The following is a 15,893-nucleotide window of genomic DNA, read 5'->3' as shown; positions in this document are numbered from 1 at the left end:
GGTCACCCCCCTGAGCGCGCGAAGGCCCGGCCTCGCACGGGCGGGCCGGGCCTATGTGTGGGCGGTCGTACAGCTAGAGGACTGCGGTGCGATCGACGTTGAGGATCTTGCAGGTGATCTTTGTGGCGTCCTTCAGATCCTCGCCCGTGGCGAAGGCCGCGTTGTTCTCGGCCTTCGACTTTCCATGGTTGAGGTCCTTGGCGAAGGCGTTGATGGTGGTGATCTGGTTGCCGTCCTGGTCGGTTACTTCGCCTTCGACGAGGTAACTGGCTCGGTCTTTGCCGTTGTTGGTGACCTGGAGCTTGACTTTCAGCTCCTGGCCGCCGAATCCGTCGTCGCCGATGCTGCAGGCGGTGATCTTGACGTCTTCCTCGCCGGCGCGCTTGTTCTCGGCCTCGCTGGACTTCTGGTCGCGCTTGATTCCCTCGTCGACCTCTTCGGCGACTCCGCCTACGAGGACGGCGCAGCCGCCGAGGAAGAGGAGGCCGAGGACGGTTGGGATGCCGCATCCCAGGGCGACTTTGGCCCCGGTGGACATCTTCTTCGGCGGCTGTGGCGGAACCCACCCCGGCTGCTGCTGTGGGTACTGCTGGCTCATGTGGCCCCTCTTGGTGGGATTTTGGGTGAGAGGGGCCAATGTAGTGAGTGTGTGAGGTGCGTGAAGGCGTCGAAGCGCTTCTGTGACACGAGTGAGGCATAGCTCGGACACGGGTGCGGCGGGGAGATGGCGAAGGCCCGCGCTGTGGCGGGCCTTCTGTGTGCCTGTGCACTCTGGGCTTCGGTGTCCGGGCACGCCGGACTTGGCCCCAGGATGGATCACGTTGTCCCGGAATGCAACAACGTCGCGGAACTGTGCCGACGAATGACGAACGATGAGGAACAGATGGACCCCGGCGGACTACCTGGACTTGTCGCGCGTCGAGGCTACGGCCGCCATTCCTCGCGGTAGCCGGGCCGGTCCGCGTACACGGCAGCGAGAGCGGCGAGGATGGGCGAGTCATCGGATTGCGGGTCCCAGCCGCCCATCATGCGGCGGCGCTCGGCCGCGTAGCGCTCGTGCTCGGCGATGATCCGCCGCTTGCTGTCGATCTCCCGCAGCACCCGTGCCGGATCCCATGCCGCGATGTGCACCGCCTGCCCCTCAGATGGCCAGCCCTCGTAACACACGACCCGCTCCTGCTCCGAGTCGCGGATCGCCGCTGGATCCCCCAGGTAATCCGGTGACCGGGACCAGGCGAGGCCGCCCGCCGCCCGCGCGATCCGTTCGTCCTCGTCGAGCTGGGCGTGCAGCCACTGCACCAGGTCTTGAGTCATCAGGTCAGCCTTCCGTGCTGCGGCGGTATCCGCGACGGCCCGTCATGGCCGTCATGACGGTCTGCCCGGTCCAACGGTTCACGCCGTTCCCGGTGTCGTCGGGCTCGGGCCAGCGGTTTCGGGTGAGGTCTGCGCGGATGGTGCCGGCCTTGATGCCGATGCCCGCGTCCTCCAGTTCCTGGGCGGTGTAGAGCCGGGCCGGTTCGAGCTCGGCGGCCTGGCGCTCGAAGTGCTCGGCGATGACGCGGTCGACGGCGGTGGGGTCGTAGATCTTGAAGCGGCCGCGCTTCCCGATGGGGTCAGGCCAGGCGGGGTGGCGTGACCACTGTGCGCGGAGGGTGTCGTACGCGCGGCCGTGGCGGGCGGCGATCTCGGGCAGGGTCTCGCCCTGCGGCTGGCTGTCTACCATGGTGGTCCGGCCCTTCTGGCTGGGTGGGACCGGCAGGTTTTCGCGAGCACCCCACGGGGTGCCTGGGCTTCGGCCCGGGCCTGCCGGTCGTTCTTATTCTGGAACGGGGTCCGCCCCCGGCTGGCTGCCGGGGGCGGTGGGTTGATCAGCTGTCTTCGGGCTCCGGCTGTTCCCTGATCCAGACGGCGACCGCCTTGGCCGAGTCCTCGGCCATGATCAGGTTGGCCAGTGCGGACTGGACGCGGACCTCGTGGAAGTCCCGGGTGAGGAGCCCGTAGAGGTCGATCGCGGCGAGCCAGAAGACGCAGGAGGCGAAGAGTTCCGCCTGCACCTCCTCGGGCATCGGCTGGTCCTCAACGATCTCGGCGACCCGGCGGACGGCCGGGATCACCTCGACGTTGGAGACGGTGCCGATCGGGAGGACGATCTCGACCGGGAGGCTCATGCAGAGCAGGGCGATGCCGGTGTAGATGTCGCCGATGCGCGAGGCGAGGTATCCCATCGTCATGTCCTGGGAGTCAGCCATGTCCGGCTTCCTTCCTGTTTGGGTGGTGGGTTGGGGTTCGCGGCCCCTTCCCGTTTACGGTTCCATTGTCGCACATTGATGTATTGAATTGCAACACTCTTGGGGAAGGAAACGGCCCCGACCCACACCAGGGATCAGGGCCGCAACCTGACGTCAGGCCAACCGCCAGCCCGACAGACGATCACCCGGGCCGACCTCGGCCGTCAGTCGCTTCCCAGGCAGCTGACCGCGCCGCAGCCCGACCGCCTCGGTGATCTCCGCCACCGGGTACCGAACGGGATCCGAAGTGTCGGCCGCGTCAGCCACGACCTCAGCTTGATCGCCCACCACCAGCAGGATCTTGACCTTCACGCGCTCGCTCACGCCTTCTTCTTCTCCTTCGGTGTGCCCGGGACGGGCTTCTCCTCCGCCTTGAACCAGCCGCCACGCGACGCCTGGTAAGTCGTCTCGTGCCCCTGCAAACGGGGATCGTCCGGCTCGGGTGCCTTCTTCCAGCCGAGTGCCATGATGGCGCTCCTGTCTCTTCTCGGGATGGGGAACCGGGCCGGCCGGAATGCCTGGAAGCTGTCGGCCGGCCCGGAGTCTTAGGTGCGGGCGGAGCCGTGGTGGTCGTTGCTGCTCAGGTCGAAGACCCGGAATCCGTCGTCGGTGCGCTCTACACGGATCCCCTTCTCTGGATCCCCTTCTCCGCCGTTGTCGGTGTTGCCGTTGTCGTCTGACCTGCAACAACAACCGCCACCATGGGCGTCGACGACGACGGGAGAGGCAGCGGGCGGGATGTCGCCCTTATGCACACCCGGGCCATTCCCCAGGCTGGTGCGCACGGCCTTCCACTTGATGCCGGCCTCGTCCAGGAGCTGCTTCACGACCTTCGTGTCAGGGAGCTTCAGGTCGTCGCGGAGGCGGGTGAGGAGGACGCCGTTGTCGTCACCGACGAGACGGCGCAGAGCCTCGCCGACGTCAGGCGCCGGAGCCTCCTCCGTCTCCTCGGCATCGCTGGCACGACGAGAGCCAAGCCACGTCCGCCCCTTCTGCCAGGCAAGGCAGGCGAGCACCCCGACCACGAAGTAGGCGACGTAGGGGGCCACGGTCACGATGGCCTTCAGGACCAGGACGGCGACGCCGGTGAGGACCACGGCAACGCATCCGCCAGCGATACGGCTGGGCGCTTCCTCCTCGGTCTCTCCCCCGGCCTTCTCCTCGGTCATGCGATCGCCCCGTACAGGCCGTCGCCAGCCCAGTTCACGGCCTGCGCGAGCGGCACGGCAGCGAGGCCCGCAACGCCCGCGCTGGTGCCGAGGGTGATGCCGCACCACATGCCCATGAACAGGTCGTCGCGGCGGGCGGACACCTTGAGGGCGGCGCACATGGTCGCGGTGAGGATGAGGGTGAGGCCCGCGCCGGGCTGGGTGAGCGGCAGGTAGGAGACGCCGGAGGCTCGTGTGCCGCCTTGACCGCCGACGCCCCAGACGAGCGCGACGTCGCCGAGCCAGGAGTTGATCCACAGCCAGGAGTCGGCGATCCAGCCGACCAGGCCTCCGATGCTGAGGACGGCGAGGACGCCGTAGCACCAGGCGAGAACGAAGGGGAGGAGGCGGGCGAGCTGTCGGAAGGGGTCGGTGCGCAAGGTCTTGGCGCCGGGCCACCACTTGACGAGGGTGTAGGCCAGGATGCAGAAGCCGATGGTGACGCCACCGATGGTCACGAAGGTCACAGGGGTTCCTCAGCGGAGGATGGCGACGCCGAGCGCCGCGAAAGTCAGGATGAGCGCGCACGTCCCGGTGATTCGGGGGACGTCGCGAGGGGTGACGAGCACCAGGCCGACGAAGGCCACCAGCACGCACACGGCGCAGAACACGCCGAACACCACGGCGGGCATGAGCTGCGCGGTCAGGCGGTGATGGCGACGGGGGCCGGCGGCAGGCTGGCGAGGAGCGGTTCGTGCTTCTCGATCTCGGCCCGCAGGGTGCCCCGGATGAACCCGTCGGACAGGTCCGGGTACCCGGCCGCGATGATCGCGGTCCGCATGGCCTTGGTGCCCGGGCGGGTGCCCGCGTCGTACAGGGGGCGGATGACGGAGCACCGCGGGTCGCTGTACTGGATCGGCGCGGGGATGGACGCGGGCGGGGCCGGGGGCATGACGGGGGGCGCGGGCGGCATGACGGGAGCCGTCACGTGCTCCTCTTCACCGTCAGTCTCCTCGGCGGCGGGCGCGACAATGGGCGCGGAAGCCTCGGCCCGCTGGGCGAGGAGTCGGTACAGCTGGTTCATCAGCGCGCCGAACGCCAGCAGCGATGCGACCGGCGGGACCGCGGCGACCACGTAGTCGAGCACGTGGGCGTTCTCGCCGACTCCGGCGATGTTCAGGGCGATGGATCCGCCGGCGCCGAAGACGACCAGGCTGATGGCCCACCAGTCGATGCGGCGGGCGAGGGCAGCGCGGAGGATGAGGACCTCTCCGGCGGCGTAGAACAGGTCGAGGGTGGCGGGCCAGGCCCAGGCACGGATGGGGTCGTCAGCGAAGCCGTGACGGGCGCCGACGTCGTGGAGGTGCTCGTAGGAGAGCCAGAGGGAGACGCCCGTCAGGAGGAAGATGAGGGCGGCGGCGGTGATGGCCAGCGCGGTGATGGCGCGTGGCTGGGTGTTGCTGGGGTGGGTGGGCGCACTAGGGTGCTGCTCAGCCATAGGAGGTCACTCTCCGACGGTCAGAGCCCTGGCGGGAGTTGGAGTCTCCTTGCCGGGGCTCGCTTTGTGTGGAGGTGACGCCCTACGGGGGGCATCTGCCGTCCATGACGGTACCGCGCGGGGCGCGGGTGGTGCTACAGGGTCAACGATCTGGGTGGCTGACGGGCGTCACTGGGCGTGGTGCGTGGGTGGTGCAGCGCCAACCGCAGGGGTAGAGGCGGGCGTTGCCGGGTGAGTGTTCTCCGGTGGGGACGTCGCATGGCTGTGGCTGTCGAGGGCCGTCAGGGCGCGTCATGCGGCGGTCTCGGTCCAGGTGCGCCCGCAGTGTCGTTCGGTGCAGCGGACGATCGGTGCTTCGCCGTCCCCTCCCTCGACGACCAGCTGCCCGCCGCAGGGGTGCGGGCACGGGTGCGGGACCGGCTCGACGCGACGGGCGTCGCCGAGGCTGCGGCGGACGAGCTCGCTGGCCATGCGGGCGACCTCGACGACGGCTCCGCGTTCGCCGTCGTCGAGTCGGCGGAACGGGCCGGGCCGGTCGGCGAGGCGTGCGGCGAGCCACTCGGCGGCCGCCGTGGCCGTGCGCTGCCCGGTGAAGCGCCACCGGGCCGGGTCGGCGGAGTCCTTCGCGGCGAGCAGCACCGCGGCCTTGTGCGCCTCGTCTCCCCAGCCCTTCCCGGTCGGGGCCTTGACGGGCTCGCGCTGGATACGGGAGGCGAGCCAGTCCGCAGCCGTGACCAGACCCGTCTCGACGGTCGTCATGACGTCCAGGACGTCCACGTCGACCGGGGCTGGCCGGGGCCCGGGGGCGTCCGGGTCGGTGTCGGCTCGCTCGTCGGCGAGCTCCTGGCGCTCCTCGTCGGACATGAGCCGGGTGATGCCCATGGCCGGGGGCCAGCTGGTGACCGGGCGGGTGCCGGCGCGCTCCTCCAGGGTTTCCCAGCGGTCGGCCACAGTGCCGAGGTGACCGAGCGTGCAGTCGGGGTGCGGGTGGACCTCTTCGCCCAGCTCCTCGTAGCAGAGGCCGCAGACGAGGAGCCGGGGCGGCCGGTACGCGCACGTGTCTGCGCAGGTGGTGCAGTGGCCCTTGCGGGTGTCGTGCGCGTCCTGCGGGTGGTTGCAGGCGCCGCAGGTGGTGGGTGGGGTGGGGATGGTGGTGGTCACGGTGTTCTCCCTGGTGGGCGGGGGTACAGTGATCAACACCTGGGGGCGTGCCTGGTCTTGGCGGAGTGGGCACGCCCCTGCCGTGTGTTCAGGGGCTGGTGAGGTCGGCAAGCGCCTGGTCCCAGGTCTCGAAGCGGACGGCCCGGTCGTCGAGGTACGCGGTCGCGGGCAGCTTGCGGTTCGTCACCAGCAGTTGGCCGCGCTGGTTCCAGAACGTGAGCAGCCTGGTCCCCTTGCAGGTCGTGCAGATGGTGGTGACGCCGAAGGGCGGGCAGTCGGGGCACGACTGGTTGGTGGTGACGTCGAAGCCGTACCGCTCCAGCCACGGCGCGACCTGCTCCGGGTCCCGGGCCGTGAAGACGAACACGCTGTCGTGGTCGAGGAGATCACGAAGCCCGTCGAGGGCGCCGGGCATGGGCTGGTCGTAGATGCTGCCGTCCTGCCAGCCACGCCGGTAGGAGTGGATCACTCCGTCAAAGTCCACAGCGATCGTCATGGATCAGTCCTCCCAGTGGATGCTGTTGTTGGCGAAGGCGCGGACGATCGCGGGGTCGTCGAGGAACAGCTGCAGCGAGTCCAGTTCGGTGTCCCAGTCCTCGGCCTGGAGATCAGCGATCAACTTCGTGAGGACCTTCTCCTTCAACTCGTCGGAGGCGCCAGCCTCGATGAGGGAGCGGGCGACGGGGTTGAAGAACGTGAGCCCTGCGCTGCCGAATCCCATGGTTGGCTCCTTTGCTCGATGATCTCTGCGGTCCGGTTGATGCGGAGGGCGTCCGGGTGGAGGTCCCAGCGGCGGCAGCGGATGACCTTGATGTTCGTGAGGCCGCGCAGGCGTTCCTCCCGGTCGGCGAACATCACCTCGCGGTCGTTCGGACGCAGGCCGCTGTCGCGGCACCAGGCCCGGAACTCGTCGTAGTTGAGGGCCAGCACGACGAGCATGGTGCGCCCCGTCATGACGGGTCCTTCGTGCCGAGGACGGCTTCGCGGAGTTCGACGAGGCGCTTGTCCCACCAGCGCGCGAGGGGCGCGCCGAGGGGCGGCGGGCCGGCCTTCACCCACCGCTCGTAGAGATCCACGACGCGCTGCACCTCAGCCTCAGCGTTGCGGGCGCGGTCAGCAGCGATGCGGGTGGCGGGCGGGATGACGGCGAGGACAGCCTCCGTGATCTCGTTCCGGACCGCATCGTGCTCGTCGGTGCGGTTGTGCTCGGGCCAGTCTCCGAGGATGCGGTCGATAGGCGCGGCGATCTGCTCGCGGAGCCCGGCCGGGGAAGACGCGGGCAGGACCACGGCCAGGACGTCGTTCGCCGCTCGACGCGCGGTCTCCTGCCGCACCTCGCGAACGGAGACCACAGGCATGAGGGCGTGCTCGATGGTGTCGGCGATCTGCTCGGCCAGGATGCGCGGGGCAGGCGTGGGGCGTGGCGTGGTGCAGGGGGCGACGGTGCCGAATCCCGGCGGCAGGTCGGGCACGGGCACGGTCACTGCGGCCTCGACGGCGGCAGCGTGCTCGGCGCGCGCGGCCGTGTCCTCCGCGAAGGCCTTCAGCAACGAGGGCGGAGCGACCGGGCCGCAGTGCTGGTCCTCGTCCTCGCCGTACGAGTCGAGGTCTGCGGCCACGGCGGCCGACAGCTCGTCGAGCCGCCCGGCCTGCCGGATCACGTCCTCCAGGTCGGCGTGGGAGTGGGGGTCGTCGTCTTGGATGGCGCCGATGTCGCAGAGGGCGCGGCGGATGCCGTCGAGCTGGTGCTCCTTCGCGCGGCGGGCTTTGTGGGCGAGGCGGTTCCGGCGCCGGTACTGGGCGAGTTCGGTCTCGGCGGCGCCGAGCGACTTGATGACGTCTTCGAGCTGGTGGCGAAGCTCGCTGTCGGTGAACGGTTGGTCGGTCACGTCTGGTCCTTGAGAGCGGTGCGGATGGCGTCACGCAGCTCGCAGCCGGAGCAAGCCAGGTTGGCGCCGAGGTTGTCGTGCCAGGCCACTGAGCCGTGGAGGGCGGACAGGTGCGCCTCGGTGCGCTTCAGCAGGTCGACCAGGCCGACGGGACGGACCGCGGCCAGGACGGCGTCGGCGAGCGCGGGCACCCACTCCTGTGTCTCGGGGGTGTCTTCGAGCGCGTACGAGACGTCGTCCATGCCGTAGTCGTCGAACGGGAAGCTGCGGATGGCTGCGGCGATCTGGTCGCGTGCTGCGGGCGGGGTGGGCGGGAGGTCACCCGCAAGGTAGGCCTTGCCGATCGCTGTCTCCAGGCGCTGCACAATCGTCTCCATCGCCCCCTCGGCCGTGCCGCCTTCCAGGACCTGGACGGCGGCGGCGAGGCCGGTGAGCATCCCGGAACCGAAGGCCATGGCCGGGGTGCCGGCGGTGCCCTCGGTGAGCGTCTTGGACTCGGCGGCCAGGGCTTTGATGTGGGTGTGGGCGCGCTGGTCGCGCACGGTGGGCTGGCTCATCGGTGTGCTTCCTGCCGGTCGAGGTCGGTGATGATCGCCTGGCAGACGGCAGCGACCTGCACGATCTCGGCGCGGAACTTCGTCAGGTCGGCCTCGGCGCCGGCCTCGTACGCCTCCTCCAGCAGGATCGTCATCCAGCACCGCTCGGCCCGGTTCGTGTTGATGCCGCGCAGGCCCTGCGCCAGGTCGGCGAAGAGGGCGGTCGAGTGCAGGCCTTGCAGGATCGGGTGGTGCTGGTCGCCGAACTTGGCGAGTTGGCGCTGTCGTTCGGCGTCGACGGCTTCGGCGAAGTCGCGCATGCCGGGTGTGGTGAAGAGGGCGGGGTAGCTCATCGGTTGCTCCGAGGGCGGTTGGTGGGACGGATGGTGCGGCGGAGGACGGCGCGGACGGCGAAGCGCGGAAGGTCCTCGCCCTGGTGGCCGCAGACGATCGCGCTGAAGGCGACGATGAAGGCGAAGACCACGACGACGGCCGTCATGACGGGCCGTCGCTGGGGAGCTGGTAGCCGGCCTCCGCCAGCTGGTGGACGAGGTCCGAGGCGTCGAGGCCGTGGCCGTCGTTGACGTCCACGAACCAGGACTCGACGATCCGCATGGCGCCGTCGAGGGTGCAGATCTGCTCGGCCAGAAGGTCGAGGTTTGCCTGCGCCTGTCGCTCGTCGCGCTGCTCCTCGTCGGCCTGGGCCGGATCGTGCAGTCGAGCCTCAGCCGCCAGCCACTCAGGCCAGCTCGCGAGATCGCCGTGGAAGTGCCGGCCGACCGGCTTGTCCATCGGTACGCGCGCGCCGTCCTTCATCCACCAGCCCTTGACGTACGCGTGAATCCGGCCCAGCTGGCCGTCCGGCGTGGCCCGGTAGGTGAGGGTGATCTCGGTCGGGGCGATGGTGAGCCCCTTCGTGTACTCGTCCGGGACCTCGGGCATGCCGCGAACGATGTAGACGACGGACTGGGCGACGGGGAACCGGGCGGTGGTCTTGTCGAGAGCTTGCTGAGACGGCCAGGTGATCGTCGGGGTGGCGCGGTCGGCGACGAGGCGCAGCAGTTCGTCGGCCGCGCGGGTCACGCCCTCGGCCGCGCGCTGTCCGGCGTCCTCGTAGACGGCGGCGAAGAGGGTGGTGCGCAGGTGCTCGGCGGCGATCCGGAGGGTGGCTTCGCGGAGTTCGGCGCGCTCCTGGGCCTTGGCGGCGCGGATCTTCGCTTCGAGCGGGGCGATGGCGGCGCGGGCCTCGGCGGTGGCCGTCTCCTCGTCGGGGAGGTTGGCGGCGGCGAGGAGGGCGTCGAGGGCCTTGGGGCGGTCGTCCATGGACATCGTGGTGCTCCTGGGTGGTGGGATGGTGGGGGTCCGGCCGCCCGCACTGCTCGCGGGCGGCCGGACCGGTCAGACGTGTCCGAACTCGATGTCGGCGAGCTCGGCGCGGGCGTCGGCGATGGTCGTGCGGCCGTTGGCGAGGTCGTAGATCAGGCCGACGGCGTGGTACTCGCCGCTGTCGGTGGCGTCGCGGAGCCGGGTGGCGATCTCGGAGATCAGCTCGAAGACATCGCCGTCGGAGTCGCCGTCCTCCTCGAACTCCTCGTCGTCCTGGTCGTCGTCGGCGCACTGGTCGCAGGCCTCGCCGACGGTGCAGGTGCACGGCGTCTCGCCTGCGTTGACGGGCTGTGACGGGCCGTCAAGGCGGCGGAGCGTCTCGCAGGGCCATGTGTTGTCGTACGCCGGGCCGAAGGCGACACAGTGCACGCAGTCGTCGCCGTGCGTGGCCTTACGGTGCAGCCCGCGCACGCGCTCGATGCCAGCCCGTACGTCCTCGACGTCCTCGACGACACCCCGGGCCGGTCCGCGGACTTCGCCGACGGCCGCCTTGTGCATGGCGGCGATGGTCGCGCAGGCGCTGAGGTAGTCCCGCTTGTGCTCGTCCCGCTCGCGCTCGGCGTCCTCCAGCTGGATGGCGGTCGAGGTGTAGAGGCCGATCGCGTGCTGCGCGCGGCCCTCCCACGACAGCGGGAACTTCTCCCGGGCCATGGCGGCGTCGTACACGTCGCGGGCCCAGCGGGCGTCGCCGAGCGCGGTGTGCGCGGCCTCGGCGGTGGGCGGCTCGATGCCGACCGCCCGGGATAGCACGTGCGCGCGCCACGGGAGCGGGCCGGCAGCCTGGGCGCCGATCTTCGCGGCGGCGAGCTGGACGATGTCGTACGGCCGGTAGTGCCACTGGGCGCGGCCCCGGCCGACGAGTCGCCGGAGGTGGCGGTCGTCGAAGCCGGGGTTGCTGCCGACGAGAACGGCGCCGGACAGGACGTTGACGATGGCGGTGACGGCCTCGCGACGGGTCATCGGCGCGACGTGTCCGCTCTCGTCGGCGGTCCACGCGGCCTCGGCGTTGGGCGGGACGGCGAACCGCTCCTCGTAGCGGCCGATGCGGAGGGCCTCGGGGTCGGCCTTGGCGAGGTTGGGGCGGATCTGCCAGGCGTACTCGGTGTCGGTGGTCTGCTCGCCGTGCTGCTCGCGGAGGATGACGGCGACCTCCCAGGCCTCGCCGATGCTGGCGTCGAGGTGGGTGGTCTCGCAGTCCACGAAGGCGATGGGGTAGGCGTCAGGCACTGCGCACCTCCGGCGTGACGGCCGTCGACGCCCCGTCAGCACCCAGGCTGTCGAGCGCCAGGAGCCGGACGTGGTTGTGGATCCGCTCGTACTTCTGCTCCGACCCGTGCCCGTCCCACTGCGCCCGGACATCGGTCACGTCGACCACGGTCACGTGCCGGAACAGCTCCGCGTCGCGCGGGTGGATGTGCCAGGACAGCTGCCAGCCGCCGGCCACGAGGTACAGCAGCTGCCAACCGTCCTCGTCGACGTCGGGCGAGGCGGTGATAACGGTGGTTGCCGGGTGCAGTGCGGCGAGCCAGGCGAGCAGCTGCGCCCGCTCGCGGTACGCGCCGTCCCGCTCCTTCTCGGCCCGCTCCAGTTCGTCCCGGTAGTGGTGGCTCAGAGCCGAGGCTTCGGCGCGCTCGGTGTCGTAGGTGTCGGCGTGCCGCTTCCACCGTGCGGCCTCGTCCTGCGCGGCCTGGAGGTCGCGGGCGAGCGGCGGCAGCGGGTCGAGGGCCGGGGCCTCTCCGTTGATACCGCGCGCGAGGGGCCGGGATCCGGGGCGAACCGGTTCCGGTTCCTGGTTCCTGCGGGGGTTTCTGCGGAAGGGGTTGTATGGCATGGACATGCTCCGGTCTGTGGCCGGGGCGGGGCCCTGCGTGGGGCCCCTGTCCGCTGCGGGAAGGGTCAGTGCTGGGCGGCGATCTCGTCGAGGAAGCGGGCGCGGACGAGGTTGTGACGGGCGTCAGCGAGGGCGTTGTGCAGGCCGTCGGGCTGCTGCGGCAGGTCGTTCGGGCGGAGGCCGAGCCGCTTGGCTTCGGTGACGATGTCGTCGCTCTGCATGGGGATGCCGCGCGGGAGGTTGATCATCGGGCCCCAGAGTTGGGCGAGGGCGACGTGGTCGTACGCCGAGTAGTACGCCCAGAGCTGGGGGTCGGGGGTGTCGAGGATGAAGTCCGCTACGAGGTTGGCGATCTGCGCGCGGGAGCGGACATCCGGGCTGCTGGTGTCGAGGTGGCCGGGGCCGCAGTGGCAGCGCATGGTGCCGGGGTGCTTGTAGCTGGGCAGCGAGGACCAGACATTCTCGACGAGCCAGGGGTTGGCCTGGAGCTTGAGGACGTTGAACTGGCTGCTGACGGCGTACAGCTCGGCGCCGTCTTCGCGGACCATGCCGATGCTGACGAGGTCGATGGTCGTGCCGTCGTCGATGAATTCGGTGTCGTAGAAGATCCGCATCAGGTCTCCGGGGTGGCTGGTGTGGGGAGCTGGTCGAGGGCGTCGCCGATGTTGTGGGCGAGGTTGCGCCAGCGGTTGGCGAGGTCGGGAGCCGCGGTCTGCCTGGCTTCGGCGGCGGTGAGGAGGCCTTCGACGATCTCGGAGACGTCGTCGGGGCTTGTCAGCCGTACAACGATGGCCATCAGAACGGGGGTTCGTTGCTGCCGGTGGCCCAGGGGTCGTCTTGGGGCGGGCCCTGGCGGTACTGCTGCTGCCCTTGCTGGCTCTGGGGTCGCTGCTGGTTCTGCGGGGGCCGCTGCTGTCCGCCCTGGGCGTTCTGCTGGCTCGCGGCGTCCTTCGCCACCTTGGCGACCGCGAAGGCCAGGTTCGGGGCGATGGAGCGGATGAGGAGTGCCGGCCGCTCGTGCTTCTGGCCGTCCTTCTCCCACGACTCGGTGCGGAGCTCGCCGGTGACGATGACTTCCATGCCCTTGGACAGGGACTCGGTGGCGTTCTCGGCGAGGCGCTCCCAGACGGTGCCGCGGATGAAGAAGGTGTCGCCGTCCTCCCACTGCTGGGTCTGCTGGTTGAGGCGGCGGCTGTTGAAGGCGAGCGGGATGGAGGCGACGGCCTTCCCGGCCTGGGTGAAGCGGAGCTCGGGGTCGGCGGTGAGTCGTCCGACGCCGGTGAGGGTGGGCAGAGACAAGGTCACTTCTCCTTCGTGGTGTTGGGCTTGACGCCGGCGGCGTCGTACCAGGCGTGGTATTCGTCGGCGCCCATGCCGGGCTCGCTGCCGTCGACGGGGGCCTGCATGGCGGTGGCGGCGGTGTGGGCGAGGGTGGCGTGCGCCTGGGCGCGGGCGATCAGGGCGGCCTGGTGCTCGGGTCGCATGGGCATGCCCTGGTGGGTCACGGGGTTGCCGGTGATGCTCTCGTGGGAGGCCTGGGACAGGAGGCGTTCGGCTGCTCGGTAGTGCTCGGGTCCGGTCAAGGTGTGTGCTCCTCAGGTAGAACGAGTTGGATCGGGATGGTGGTCTGGTCGGCGTGGACGTCGGGCGTCGTGACGGCTTTGACGGGGATCGTCGGGCGGGCGTGACGGGGCGTCGGCTTCGGGATCAGGCCGAGCTTCTGGCCACAGATGGGCCCGTAGCCGCGGGCTCGGGACTCCGGGGTGAGCAGGAGCTGCGGGCAGTACCGGCACCTGACGGCCTTCATCGGCGGTTCTTCTTTCGGCGGTGCTCGGCGAGGCTGGTGACGCCGAGCGGGAGGGCGAGTTGCTCCTGCCGGGCGGGGCAGGTGGCGACGTGGGGCTTGTGGAGCCGCTCCCAGCCGGTGATCGGGAGGTCCGCGCTGGGGCGTCGGGAGCGCCAGCTTCCGGTGCCGTCGCGCCAGATGGCGGTGTTGCCGGCGGGGTCGGGGTCGGGGTCGACTGCGAGGCGTTTCCCGGCCTCGGTGGTGGTCCAGAGGATGGGGCGGCGGCAGTCTCTGCACGGGATGAGTCGCTTCATGGGGTGGGGGCCGGGGTGTGGGCGGCGGTGATGCGGGCCTGGTGGAGGTCGGGGGTGATCGTGCAGAGCTGGCCGGGGGTGGCTTGGCAGATCCGCTCGGGGCACCGGGTTGACATGACCCTGTCCCATTCGTCGCGGCGTGCGTGGTGGGTGTCGCGGCGCCGGTCCTTCGTGCTGCGCTGGTTTGTGCACAGCTCACCGACGCCTGCGTGGCACCAGGTGCACTGCACGGCCATGGCGGCGAATCGGTACGGGCGGCGGGGTCGGGCGACGGCCGTCATGACGCCTCGGCCTCCTGCTCCTGGTCCTCGCCGCGGACCGCGAGGGCGGCGGCGGACGCGGCCTGGATCCGGGCCTGCTCCTGGTCGTGGTCGAGGAGCGGGAGGCCGGCGGCCGCGCGCTGGGTGTCCTCCAGGCGGATCGGGTGGACGTCGCGACGTCGGCGGCCGTTTGTGGTGCAGCTGCTGCCGGGGGCGGCTCCGCACCGTCGGCAGGCCCGGCCGCGGGGGTCCTTGGTGGTGTCCCGGTTGGCGGGCATCTTGCCGATGGCGGCGCGGGCGGCGGCTGCACGGCCCTCGTACGGGCCATGATCGGCGCCAGGGGGCAGCGCGGGGCGTTCGGCGGTCCCGAGCGACCGGCCGATGCTCTGGGGCCCTGTGAGGCCGTCTGCGGCGGCTTGGATGAGGGCGCGGACGGATGCGGCGGAGTCGGCGCCGGTTTCGGTGGGGTCTCCGTCGTAGACCACGTTGGCCAGCTCGATGCGCTCGGCGCGACGCTCGCGGATCTCGGTGACGATCTCGGCCGGGGAGACGAACGGCTTGCGGCGGGCGACGGCGATGACGGCGGCGCGGGCCTCGTCGACGGCGTACGGGGCGAGGATCTCGCCCCAGACGTCGGGGGTGTACTCCCCGAACTTCTGGGCCGGGCAGGCGGCCTGGACGTACTCGGCGATCTGAACGGCTTCTTCTTCGGTCACTGGGTCTGTCCTTCCTGGCGTGCTGCGGCGCGGGCGGCGGCGCGGGCGCGGGCGCGGTCGAAGACGGATTCGCCGGCGGGCTGCTGGCCTCGCGGGGTACCGGCCGGGCCGGTGGCGTTCATGACCTCGTGGACGACGCTGGCGAGCGTCGAGGGGTGCAGGCCCTTCTGCATCCAGCGGGCGATGCCGCGGCGGATCCAGTCCGGGTGGATGTGGTCCTCGTCGAGGAGGATCCGGATCTCCTTGGAGAGCTGGCCGATGACGCGGGTCGGGGGGCGCTCGGTGCAGCGCTCCAGCCATTCGCCGACGATCGTCTGCGCGGTGACGGGTGGCTCGGAGTCGTCGGCCTCAGCCTCGGCTTCCGGCTCGACGTCGATCACGTCGTCGCCGGGTGCGTCTCCTGTGTCACCGGGGGGTGGTGTGGCGGCGGGACCGGAAGCGTCTGCCTCGCCCCCGAAGGGGACCTCATCGGACACGGGACCCAAGGAACTATTGGGGGCAGCTCCTGCCCTAGAGGGGGGCATCTCCTGCCCTAGCTCTAGGGCAGCTCCTGCCCTAGGTTGGGGCATCTCCTGCCCTAGCCCCTCTTCGTCTAGGGCATCTCCTGCCCCAACAGGGGGCATCTCCTGCCCTAGCTCTGTCGGGTCTGGGGCATCTCCTGCCCCAGGGGAGGGCATCTCCTGCCCTAGGTCAAAGGGGCCCAAATCGTCCGGCTCGACAGCGACCGGCACCAAGAGCCGGTAGTGAGTCCGAGCCTTCTTCGTCCGCGCGGCGGCCACCGAGGGGCGGTCCCTCTTCAGCCACCCGCCGGTCTCCAACTTGGTCAGGTGGGTGCGTACGGAGGCCCTCACCATCCCCGTCGTCTCCTCCAGCACGGTCAGAGACGGCTGCCGACGGTCGGGGATGATGCCGGTCCGTACGTCCGCCCAGGTGGCGATCGTGAGCGCGAGCAGCCGCGACAGCGACGGCAGGTCGCTGCTGCGGATCGCGCGCTCGTACTCGAACCGGCTCGGCATGTGAAGTGGTGCTCTTCTCTTCCAGAGGGGCAGTTGTCGCAGCTGGTGGCCGGTGGCCCGGCGG

30 protein-coding genes are annotated in these 15,893 nt (G+C 70.5%); 1 reads left to right on the top strand and 29 read right to left on the bottom strand.

Annotation, left to right across the window (positions count from 1 at the left end; all coding sequences use genetic code 11):
* Nucleotides 1-73: 73 nt before the first annotated feature.
* From HW837_RS03760 to HW837_RS03620, 29 genes are all read right to left on the bottom strand, one after another.
* Nucleotides 74-598, bottom strand: a complete 525-nt coding sequence (locus HW837_RS03760) for a hypothetical protein (RefSeq protein ID WP_193382364.1) — start codon at nucleotides 596-598, stop codon at nucleotides 74-76.
* A 326-nt stretch (nucleotides 599-924) separates the two neighbouring features.
* Nucleotides 925-1,314, bottom strand: a complete 390-nt coding sequence (locus tag HW837_RS03755) for a DUF6221 family protein (RefSeq protein ID WP_193382365.1) — start codon at nucleotides 1,312-1,314, stop codon at nucleotides 925-927.
* Between the two features lie 4 nt (nucleotides 1,315-1,318).
* Entirely contained in the window at nucleotides 1,319-1,723 is a 405-nt protein-coding gene (locus HW837_RS03750) for a hypothetical protein (RefSeq protein WP_193382366.1), read from the bottom strand.
* A 145-nt stretch (nucleotides 1,724-1,868) separates the two neighbouring features.
* Nucleotides 1,869-2,249: a hypothetical protein gene (locus tag HW837_RS03745; RefSeq protein ID WP_193382367.1), complete on the bottom strand. Its 381-nt coding sequence runs from the start codon at nucleotides 2,247-2,249 to the stop codon at nucleotides 1,869-1,871.
* Between the two features lie 153 nt (nucleotides 2,250-2,402).
* Nucleotides 2,403-2,612, bottom strand: coding sequence for a hypothetical protein (locus HW837_RS03740; RefSeq protein WP_060903399.1), 210 nt, complete (start codon nucleotides 2,610-2,612; stop codon nucleotides 2,403-2,405).
* Entirely contained in the window at nucleotides 2,609-2,755 is a 147-nt protein-coding gene (locus HW837_RS03735; RefSeq protein ID WP_159061349.1) for a hypothetical protein, read from the bottom strand. Before HW837_RS03735 ends, HW837_RS03740 begins: the two co-directional genes overlap by 4 nt.
* Before the next feature lie 78 nt (nucleotides 2,756-2,833).
* Nucleotides 2,834-3,457: a hypothetical protein gene (locus tag HW837_RS03730; RefSeq protein WP_159061348.1), complete on the bottom strand. Its 624-nt coding sequence runs from the start codon at nucleotides 3,455-3,457 to the stop codon at nucleotides 2,834-2,836.
* Nucleotides 3,454-3,963, bottom strand: a complete 510-nt coding sequence (locus tag HW837_RS03725; protein ID WP_060903397.1) for a hypothetical protein — start codon at nucleotides 3,961-3,963, stop codon at nucleotides 3,454-3,456. The genes HW837_RS03730 and HW837_RS03725 overlap by 4 nt, the downstream gene beginning before the upstream one ends.
* Nucleotides 3,964-3,972: 9 nt before the next feature.
* Nucleotides 3,973-4,128, bottom strand: a complete 156-nt coding sequence (locus HW837_RS03720; protein WP_193382368.1) for a hypothetical protein — start codon at nucleotides 4,126-4,128, stop codon at nucleotides 3,973-3,975.
* Between the two features lie 11 nt (nucleotides 4,129-4,139).
* Nucleotides 4,140-4,934 (bottom strand): DUF2637 domain-containing protein, encoded by a 795-nt coding sequence (locus HW837_RS03715; RefSeq protein WP_193382369.1) that lies wholly within the window; start codon nucleotides 4,932-4,934, stop codon nucleotides 4,140-4,142.
* Between the two features lie 291 nt (nucleotides 4,935-5,225).
* On the bottom strand, nucleotides 5,226-6,095 hold the full coding sequence (locus tag HW837_RS03710; protein ID WP_193382370.1) for a hypothetical protein: 870 nt from the start codon (nucleotides 6,093-6,095) through the stop codon (nucleotides 5,226-5,228).
* A gap of 88 nt (nucleotides 6,096-6,183) precedes the next feature.
* Complete coding sequence (locus tag HW837_RS03705; protein WP_193382371.1) at nucleotides 6,184-6,591, bottom strand: HAD family hydrolase; 408 nt, start codon at nucleotides 6,589-6,591, stop codon at nucleotides 6,184-6,186.
* Nucleotides 6,592-6,594: 3 nt separating this feature from the next.
* Nucleotides 6,595-6,816 (bottom strand): hypothetical protein, encoded by a 222-nt coding sequence (locus HW837_RS03700; RefSeq protein WP_060903393.1) that lies wholly within the window; start codon nucleotides 6,814-6,816, stop codon nucleotides 6,595-6,597.
* Between the two features lie 229 nt (nucleotides 6,817-7,045).
* Nucleotides 7,046-7,984 carry a hypothetical protein gene (locus HW837_RS03695; protein WP_060903392.1) on the bottom strand — a complete coding sequence of 313 codons (939 nt, stop codon included), beginning with the start codon at nucleotides 7,982-7,984 and terminating at the stop codon, nucleotides 7,046-7,048.
* The gene (locus HW837_RS03690; RefSeq protein ID WP_193382372.1) at nucleotides 7,981-8,541 is read right to left on the bottom strand and encodes a hypothetical protein; all 561 of its coding nucleotides are present in this window, start codon (nucleotides 8,539-8,541) and stop codon (nucleotides 7,981-7,983) included. The genes HW837_RS03695 and HW837_RS03690 overlap by 4 nt, the downstream gene beginning before the upstream one ends.
* A complete protein-coding gene (locus tag HW837_RS03685; RefSeq protein ID WP_193382373.1) occupies nucleotides 8,538-8,873 on the bottom strand; it encodes a hypothetical protein in 336 nt (111 codons plus the stop codon). The genes HW837_RS03690 and HW837_RS03685 overlap by 4 nt, the downstream gene beginning before the upstream one ends.
* Nucleotides 8,870-9,019, bottom strand: a complete 150-nt coding sequence (locus HW837_RS03680) for a hypothetical protein (RefSeq protein ID WP_193382374.1) — start codon at nucleotides 9,017-9,019, stop codon at nucleotides 8,870-8,872. The genes HW837_RS03685 and HW837_RS03680 overlap by 4 nt, the downstream gene beginning before the upstream one ends.
* Nucleotides 9,016-9,849 (bottom strand): hypothetical protein, encoded by an 834-nt coding sequence (locus HW837_RS03675; protein ID WP_193382375.1) that lies wholly within the window; start codon nucleotides 9,847-9,849, stop codon nucleotides 9,016-9,018. The genes HW837_RS03680 and HW837_RS03675 overlap by 4 nt, the downstream gene beginning before the upstream one ends.
* A 69-nt stretch (nucleotides 9,850-9,918) precedes the next feature.
* Entirely contained in the window at nucleotides 9,919-11,133 is a 1,215-nt protein-coding gene (locus HW837_RS03670; protein WP_193382376.1) for a 3'-5' exonuclease family protein, read from the bottom strand.
* Nucleotides 11,126-11,743 (bottom strand): hypothetical protein, encoded by a 618-nt coding sequence (locus tag HW837_RS03665; protein ID WP_193382377.1) that lies wholly within the window; start codon nucleotides 11,741-11,743, stop codon nucleotides 11,126-11,128. The genes HW837_RS03670 and HW837_RS03665 overlap by 8 nt, the downstream gene beginning before the upstream one ends.
* 59 nt (nucleotides 11,744-11,802) lie before the next feature.
* Nucleotides 11,803-12,351, bottom strand: a complete 549-nt coding sequence (locus HW837_RS03660; RefSeq protein ID WP_193382378.1) for a 3'-5' exoribonuclease — start codon at nucleotides 12,349-12,351, stop codon at nucleotides 11,803-11,805.
* Nucleotides 12,351-12,533 carry a hypothetical protein gene (locus HW837_RS03655; protein WP_193382379.1) on the bottom strand — a complete coding sequence of 61 codons (183 nt, stop codon included), beginning with the start codon at nucleotides 12,531-12,533 and terminating at the stop codon, nucleotides 12,351-12,353. The genes HW837_RS03660 and HW837_RS03655 overlap by 1 nt, the downstream gene beginning before the upstream one ends.
* Nucleotides 12,533-13,036 carry a single-stranded DNA-binding protein gene (ssb, locus tag HW837_RS03650; protein WP_193382380.1) on the bottom strand — a complete coding sequence of 168 codons (504 nt, stop codon included), beginning with the start codon at nucleotides 13,034-13,036 and terminating at the stop codon, nucleotides 12,533-12,535. The genes HW837_RS03655 and ssb overlap by 1 nt, the downstream gene beginning before the upstream one ends.
* 2 nt (nucleotides 13,037-13,038) lie before the next feature.
* On the bottom strand, nucleotides 13,039-13,320 hold the full coding sequence (locus tag HW837_RS03645) for a hypothetical protein (protein WP_193382381.1): 282 nt from the start codon (nucleotides 13,318-13,320) through the stop codon (nucleotides 13,039-13,041).
* The gene (locus tag HW837_RS03640; RefSeq protein ID WP_193382382.1) at nucleotides 13,317-13,544 is read right to left on the bottom strand and encodes a DUF6011 domain-containing protein; all 228 of its coding nucleotides are present in this window, start codon (nucleotides 13,542-13,544) and stop codon (nucleotides 13,317-13,319) included. The genes HW837_RS03645 and HW837_RS03640 overlap by 4 nt, the downstream gene beginning before the upstream one ends.
* Nucleotides 13,541-13,837 carry a hypothetical protein gene (locus HW837_RS03635; RefSeq protein ID WP_193382383.1) on the bottom strand — a complete coding sequence of 99 codons (297 nt, stop codon included), beginning with the start codon at nucleotides 13,835-13,837 and terminating at the stop codon, nucleotides 13,541-13,543. Before HW837_RS03635 ends, HW837_RS03640 begins: the two co-directional genes overlap by 4 nt.
* Nucleotides 13,834-14,118 (bottom strand): zinc finger domain-containing protein, encoded by a 285-nt coding sequence (locus tag HW837_RS03630; protein WP_193382384.1) that lies wholly within the window; start codon nucleotides 14,116-14,118, stop codon nucleotides 13,834-13,836. The genes HW837_RS03635 and HW837_RS03630 overlap by 4 nt, the downstream gene beginning before the upstream one ends.
* A complete protein-coding gene (locus HW837_RS03625) occupies nucleotides 14,115-14,813 on the bottom strand; it encodes a zinc finger domain-containing protein (protein WP_193382385.1) in 699 nt (232 codons plus the stop codon). Before HW837_RS03625 ends, HW837_RS03630 begins: the two co-directional genes overlap by 4 nt.
* Nucleotides 14,810-15,289: a hypothetical protein gene (locus HW837_RS03620; RefSeq protein ID WP_193382386.1), complete on the bottom strand. Its 480-nt coding sequence runs from the start codon at nucleotides 15,287-15,289 to the stop codon at nucleotides 14,810-14,812. Before HW837_RS03620 ends, HW837_RS03625 begins: the two co-directional genes overlap by 4 nt.
* 355 nt (nucleotides 15,290-15,644) lie before the next feature.
* Between HW837_RS03620 and HW837_RS03615 the strand changes: the two genes are divergently transcribed.
* Nucleotides 15,645-15,833: a hypothetical protein gene (locus tag HW837_RS03615; protein ID WP_159061344.1), complete on the top strand. Its 189-nt coding sequence runs from the start codon at nucleotides 15,645-15,647 to the stop codon at nucleotides 15,831-15,833.
* Nucleotides 15,834-15,893 lie beyond the last annotated feature (60 nt).

Origin of the sequence: Streptomyces caniscabiei, assembly GCF_014930365.1 — a bacterium.
GTDB lineage: Bacteria > Actinomycetota > Actinomycetes > Streptomycetales > Streptomycetaceae > Streptomyces > Streptomyces caniscabiei.
This window is presented reverse-complemented; position numbering and strand designations above follow the sequence as displayed.

What these genes read in the sequence shown, in the direction of transcription:
- HW837_RS03665 (WP_193382377.1), bottom strand. Translation starts at nt 11,743, where the DNA reads ATGTCCATGCCATACAACCCCTTCCGCAGAAACCCCCGCAGGAACCAG.
- HW837_RS03705 (WP_193382371.1), bottom strand. Translation starts at nt 6,591, where the DNA reads ATGACGATCGCTGTGGACTTTGACGGAGTGATCCACTCCTACCGGCGT.
- HW837_RS03685 (WP_193382373.1), bottom strand. Translation starts at nt 8,873, where the DNA reads ATGAGCTACCCCGCCCTCTTCACCACACCCGGCATGCGCGACTTCGCC.
- HW837_RS03635 (WP_193382383.1), bottom strand. Translation starts at nt 13,837, where the DNA reads ATGAAGCGACTCATCCCGTGCAGAGACTGCCGCCGCCCCATCCTCTGG.
- HW837_RS03680 (WP_193382374.1), bottom strand. Translation starts at nt 9,019, where the DNA reads ATGACGGCCGTCGTCGTGGTCTTCGCCTTCATCGTCGCCTTCAGCGCG.
- HW837_RS03720 (WP_193382368.1), bottom strand. Translation starts at nt 4,128, where the DNA reads ATGCCCGCCGTGGTGTTCGGCGTGTTCTGCGCCGTGTGCGTGCTGGTG.
- HW837_RS03675 (WP_193382375.1), bottom strand. Translation starts at nt 9,849, where the DNA reads ATGTCCATGGACGACCGCCCCAAGGCCCTCGACGCCCTCCTCGCCGCC.
- HW837_RS03745 (WP_193382367.1), bottom strand. Translation starts at nt 2,249, where the DNA reads ATGGCTGACTCCCAGGACATGACGATGGGATACCTCGCCTCGCGCATC.
- HW837_RS03690 (WP_193382372.1), bottom strand. Translation starts at nt 8,541, where the DNA reads ATGAGCCAGCCCACCGTGCGCGACCAGCGCGCCCACACCCACATCAAA.
- HW837_RS03750 (WP_193382366.1), bottom strand. Translation starts at nt 1,723, where the DNA reads ATGGTAGACAGCCAGCCGCAGGGCGAGACCCTGCCCGAGATCGCCGCC.
- HW837_RS03660 (WP_193382378.1), bottom strand. Translation starts at nt 12,351, where the DNA reads ATGCGGATCTTCTACGACACCGAATTCATCGACGACGGCACGACCATC.
- HW837_RS03655 (WP_193382379.1), bottom strand. Translation starts at nt 12,533, where the DNA reads ATGGCCATCGTTGTACGGCTGACAAGCCCCGACGACGTCTCCGAGATC.
- HW837_RS03640 (WP_193382382.1), bottom strand. Translation starts at nt 13,544, where the DNA reads ATGAAGGCCGTCAGGTGCCGGTACTGCCCGCAGCTCCTGCTCACCCCG.
- HW837_RS03730 (WP_159061348.1), bottom strand. Translation starts at nt 3,457, where the DNA reads ATGACCGAGGAGAAGGCCGGGGGAGAGACCGAGGAGGAAGCGCCCAGC.
- HW837_RS03760 (WP_193382364.1), bottom strand. Translation starts at nt 598, where the DNA reads ATGAGCCAGCAGTACCCACAGCAGCAGCCGGGGTGGGTTCCGCCACAG.
- HW837_RS03735 (WP_159061349.1), bottom strand. Translation starts at nt 2,755, where the DNA reads ATGGCACTCGGCTGGAAGAAGGCACCCGAGCCGGACGATCCCCGTTTG.
- HW837_RS03715 (WP_193382369.1), bottom strand. Translation starts at nt 4,934, where the DNA reads ATGGCTGAGCAGCACCCTAGTGCGCCCACCCACCCCAGCAACACCCAG.
- HW837_RS03700 (WP_060903393.1), bottom strand. Translation starts at nt 6,816, where the DNA reads ATGGGATTCGGCAGCGCAGGGCTCACGTTCTTCAACCCCGTCGCCCGC.
- HW837_RS03755 (WP_193382365.1), bottom strand. Translation starts at nt 1,314, where the DNA reads ATGACTCAAGACCTGGTGCAGTGGCTGCACGCCCAGCTCGACGAGGAC.
- HW837_RS03630 (WP_193382384.1), bottom strand. Translation starts at nt 14,118, where the DNA reads ATGACGGCCGTCGCCCGACCCCGCCGCCCGTACCGATTCGCCGCCATG.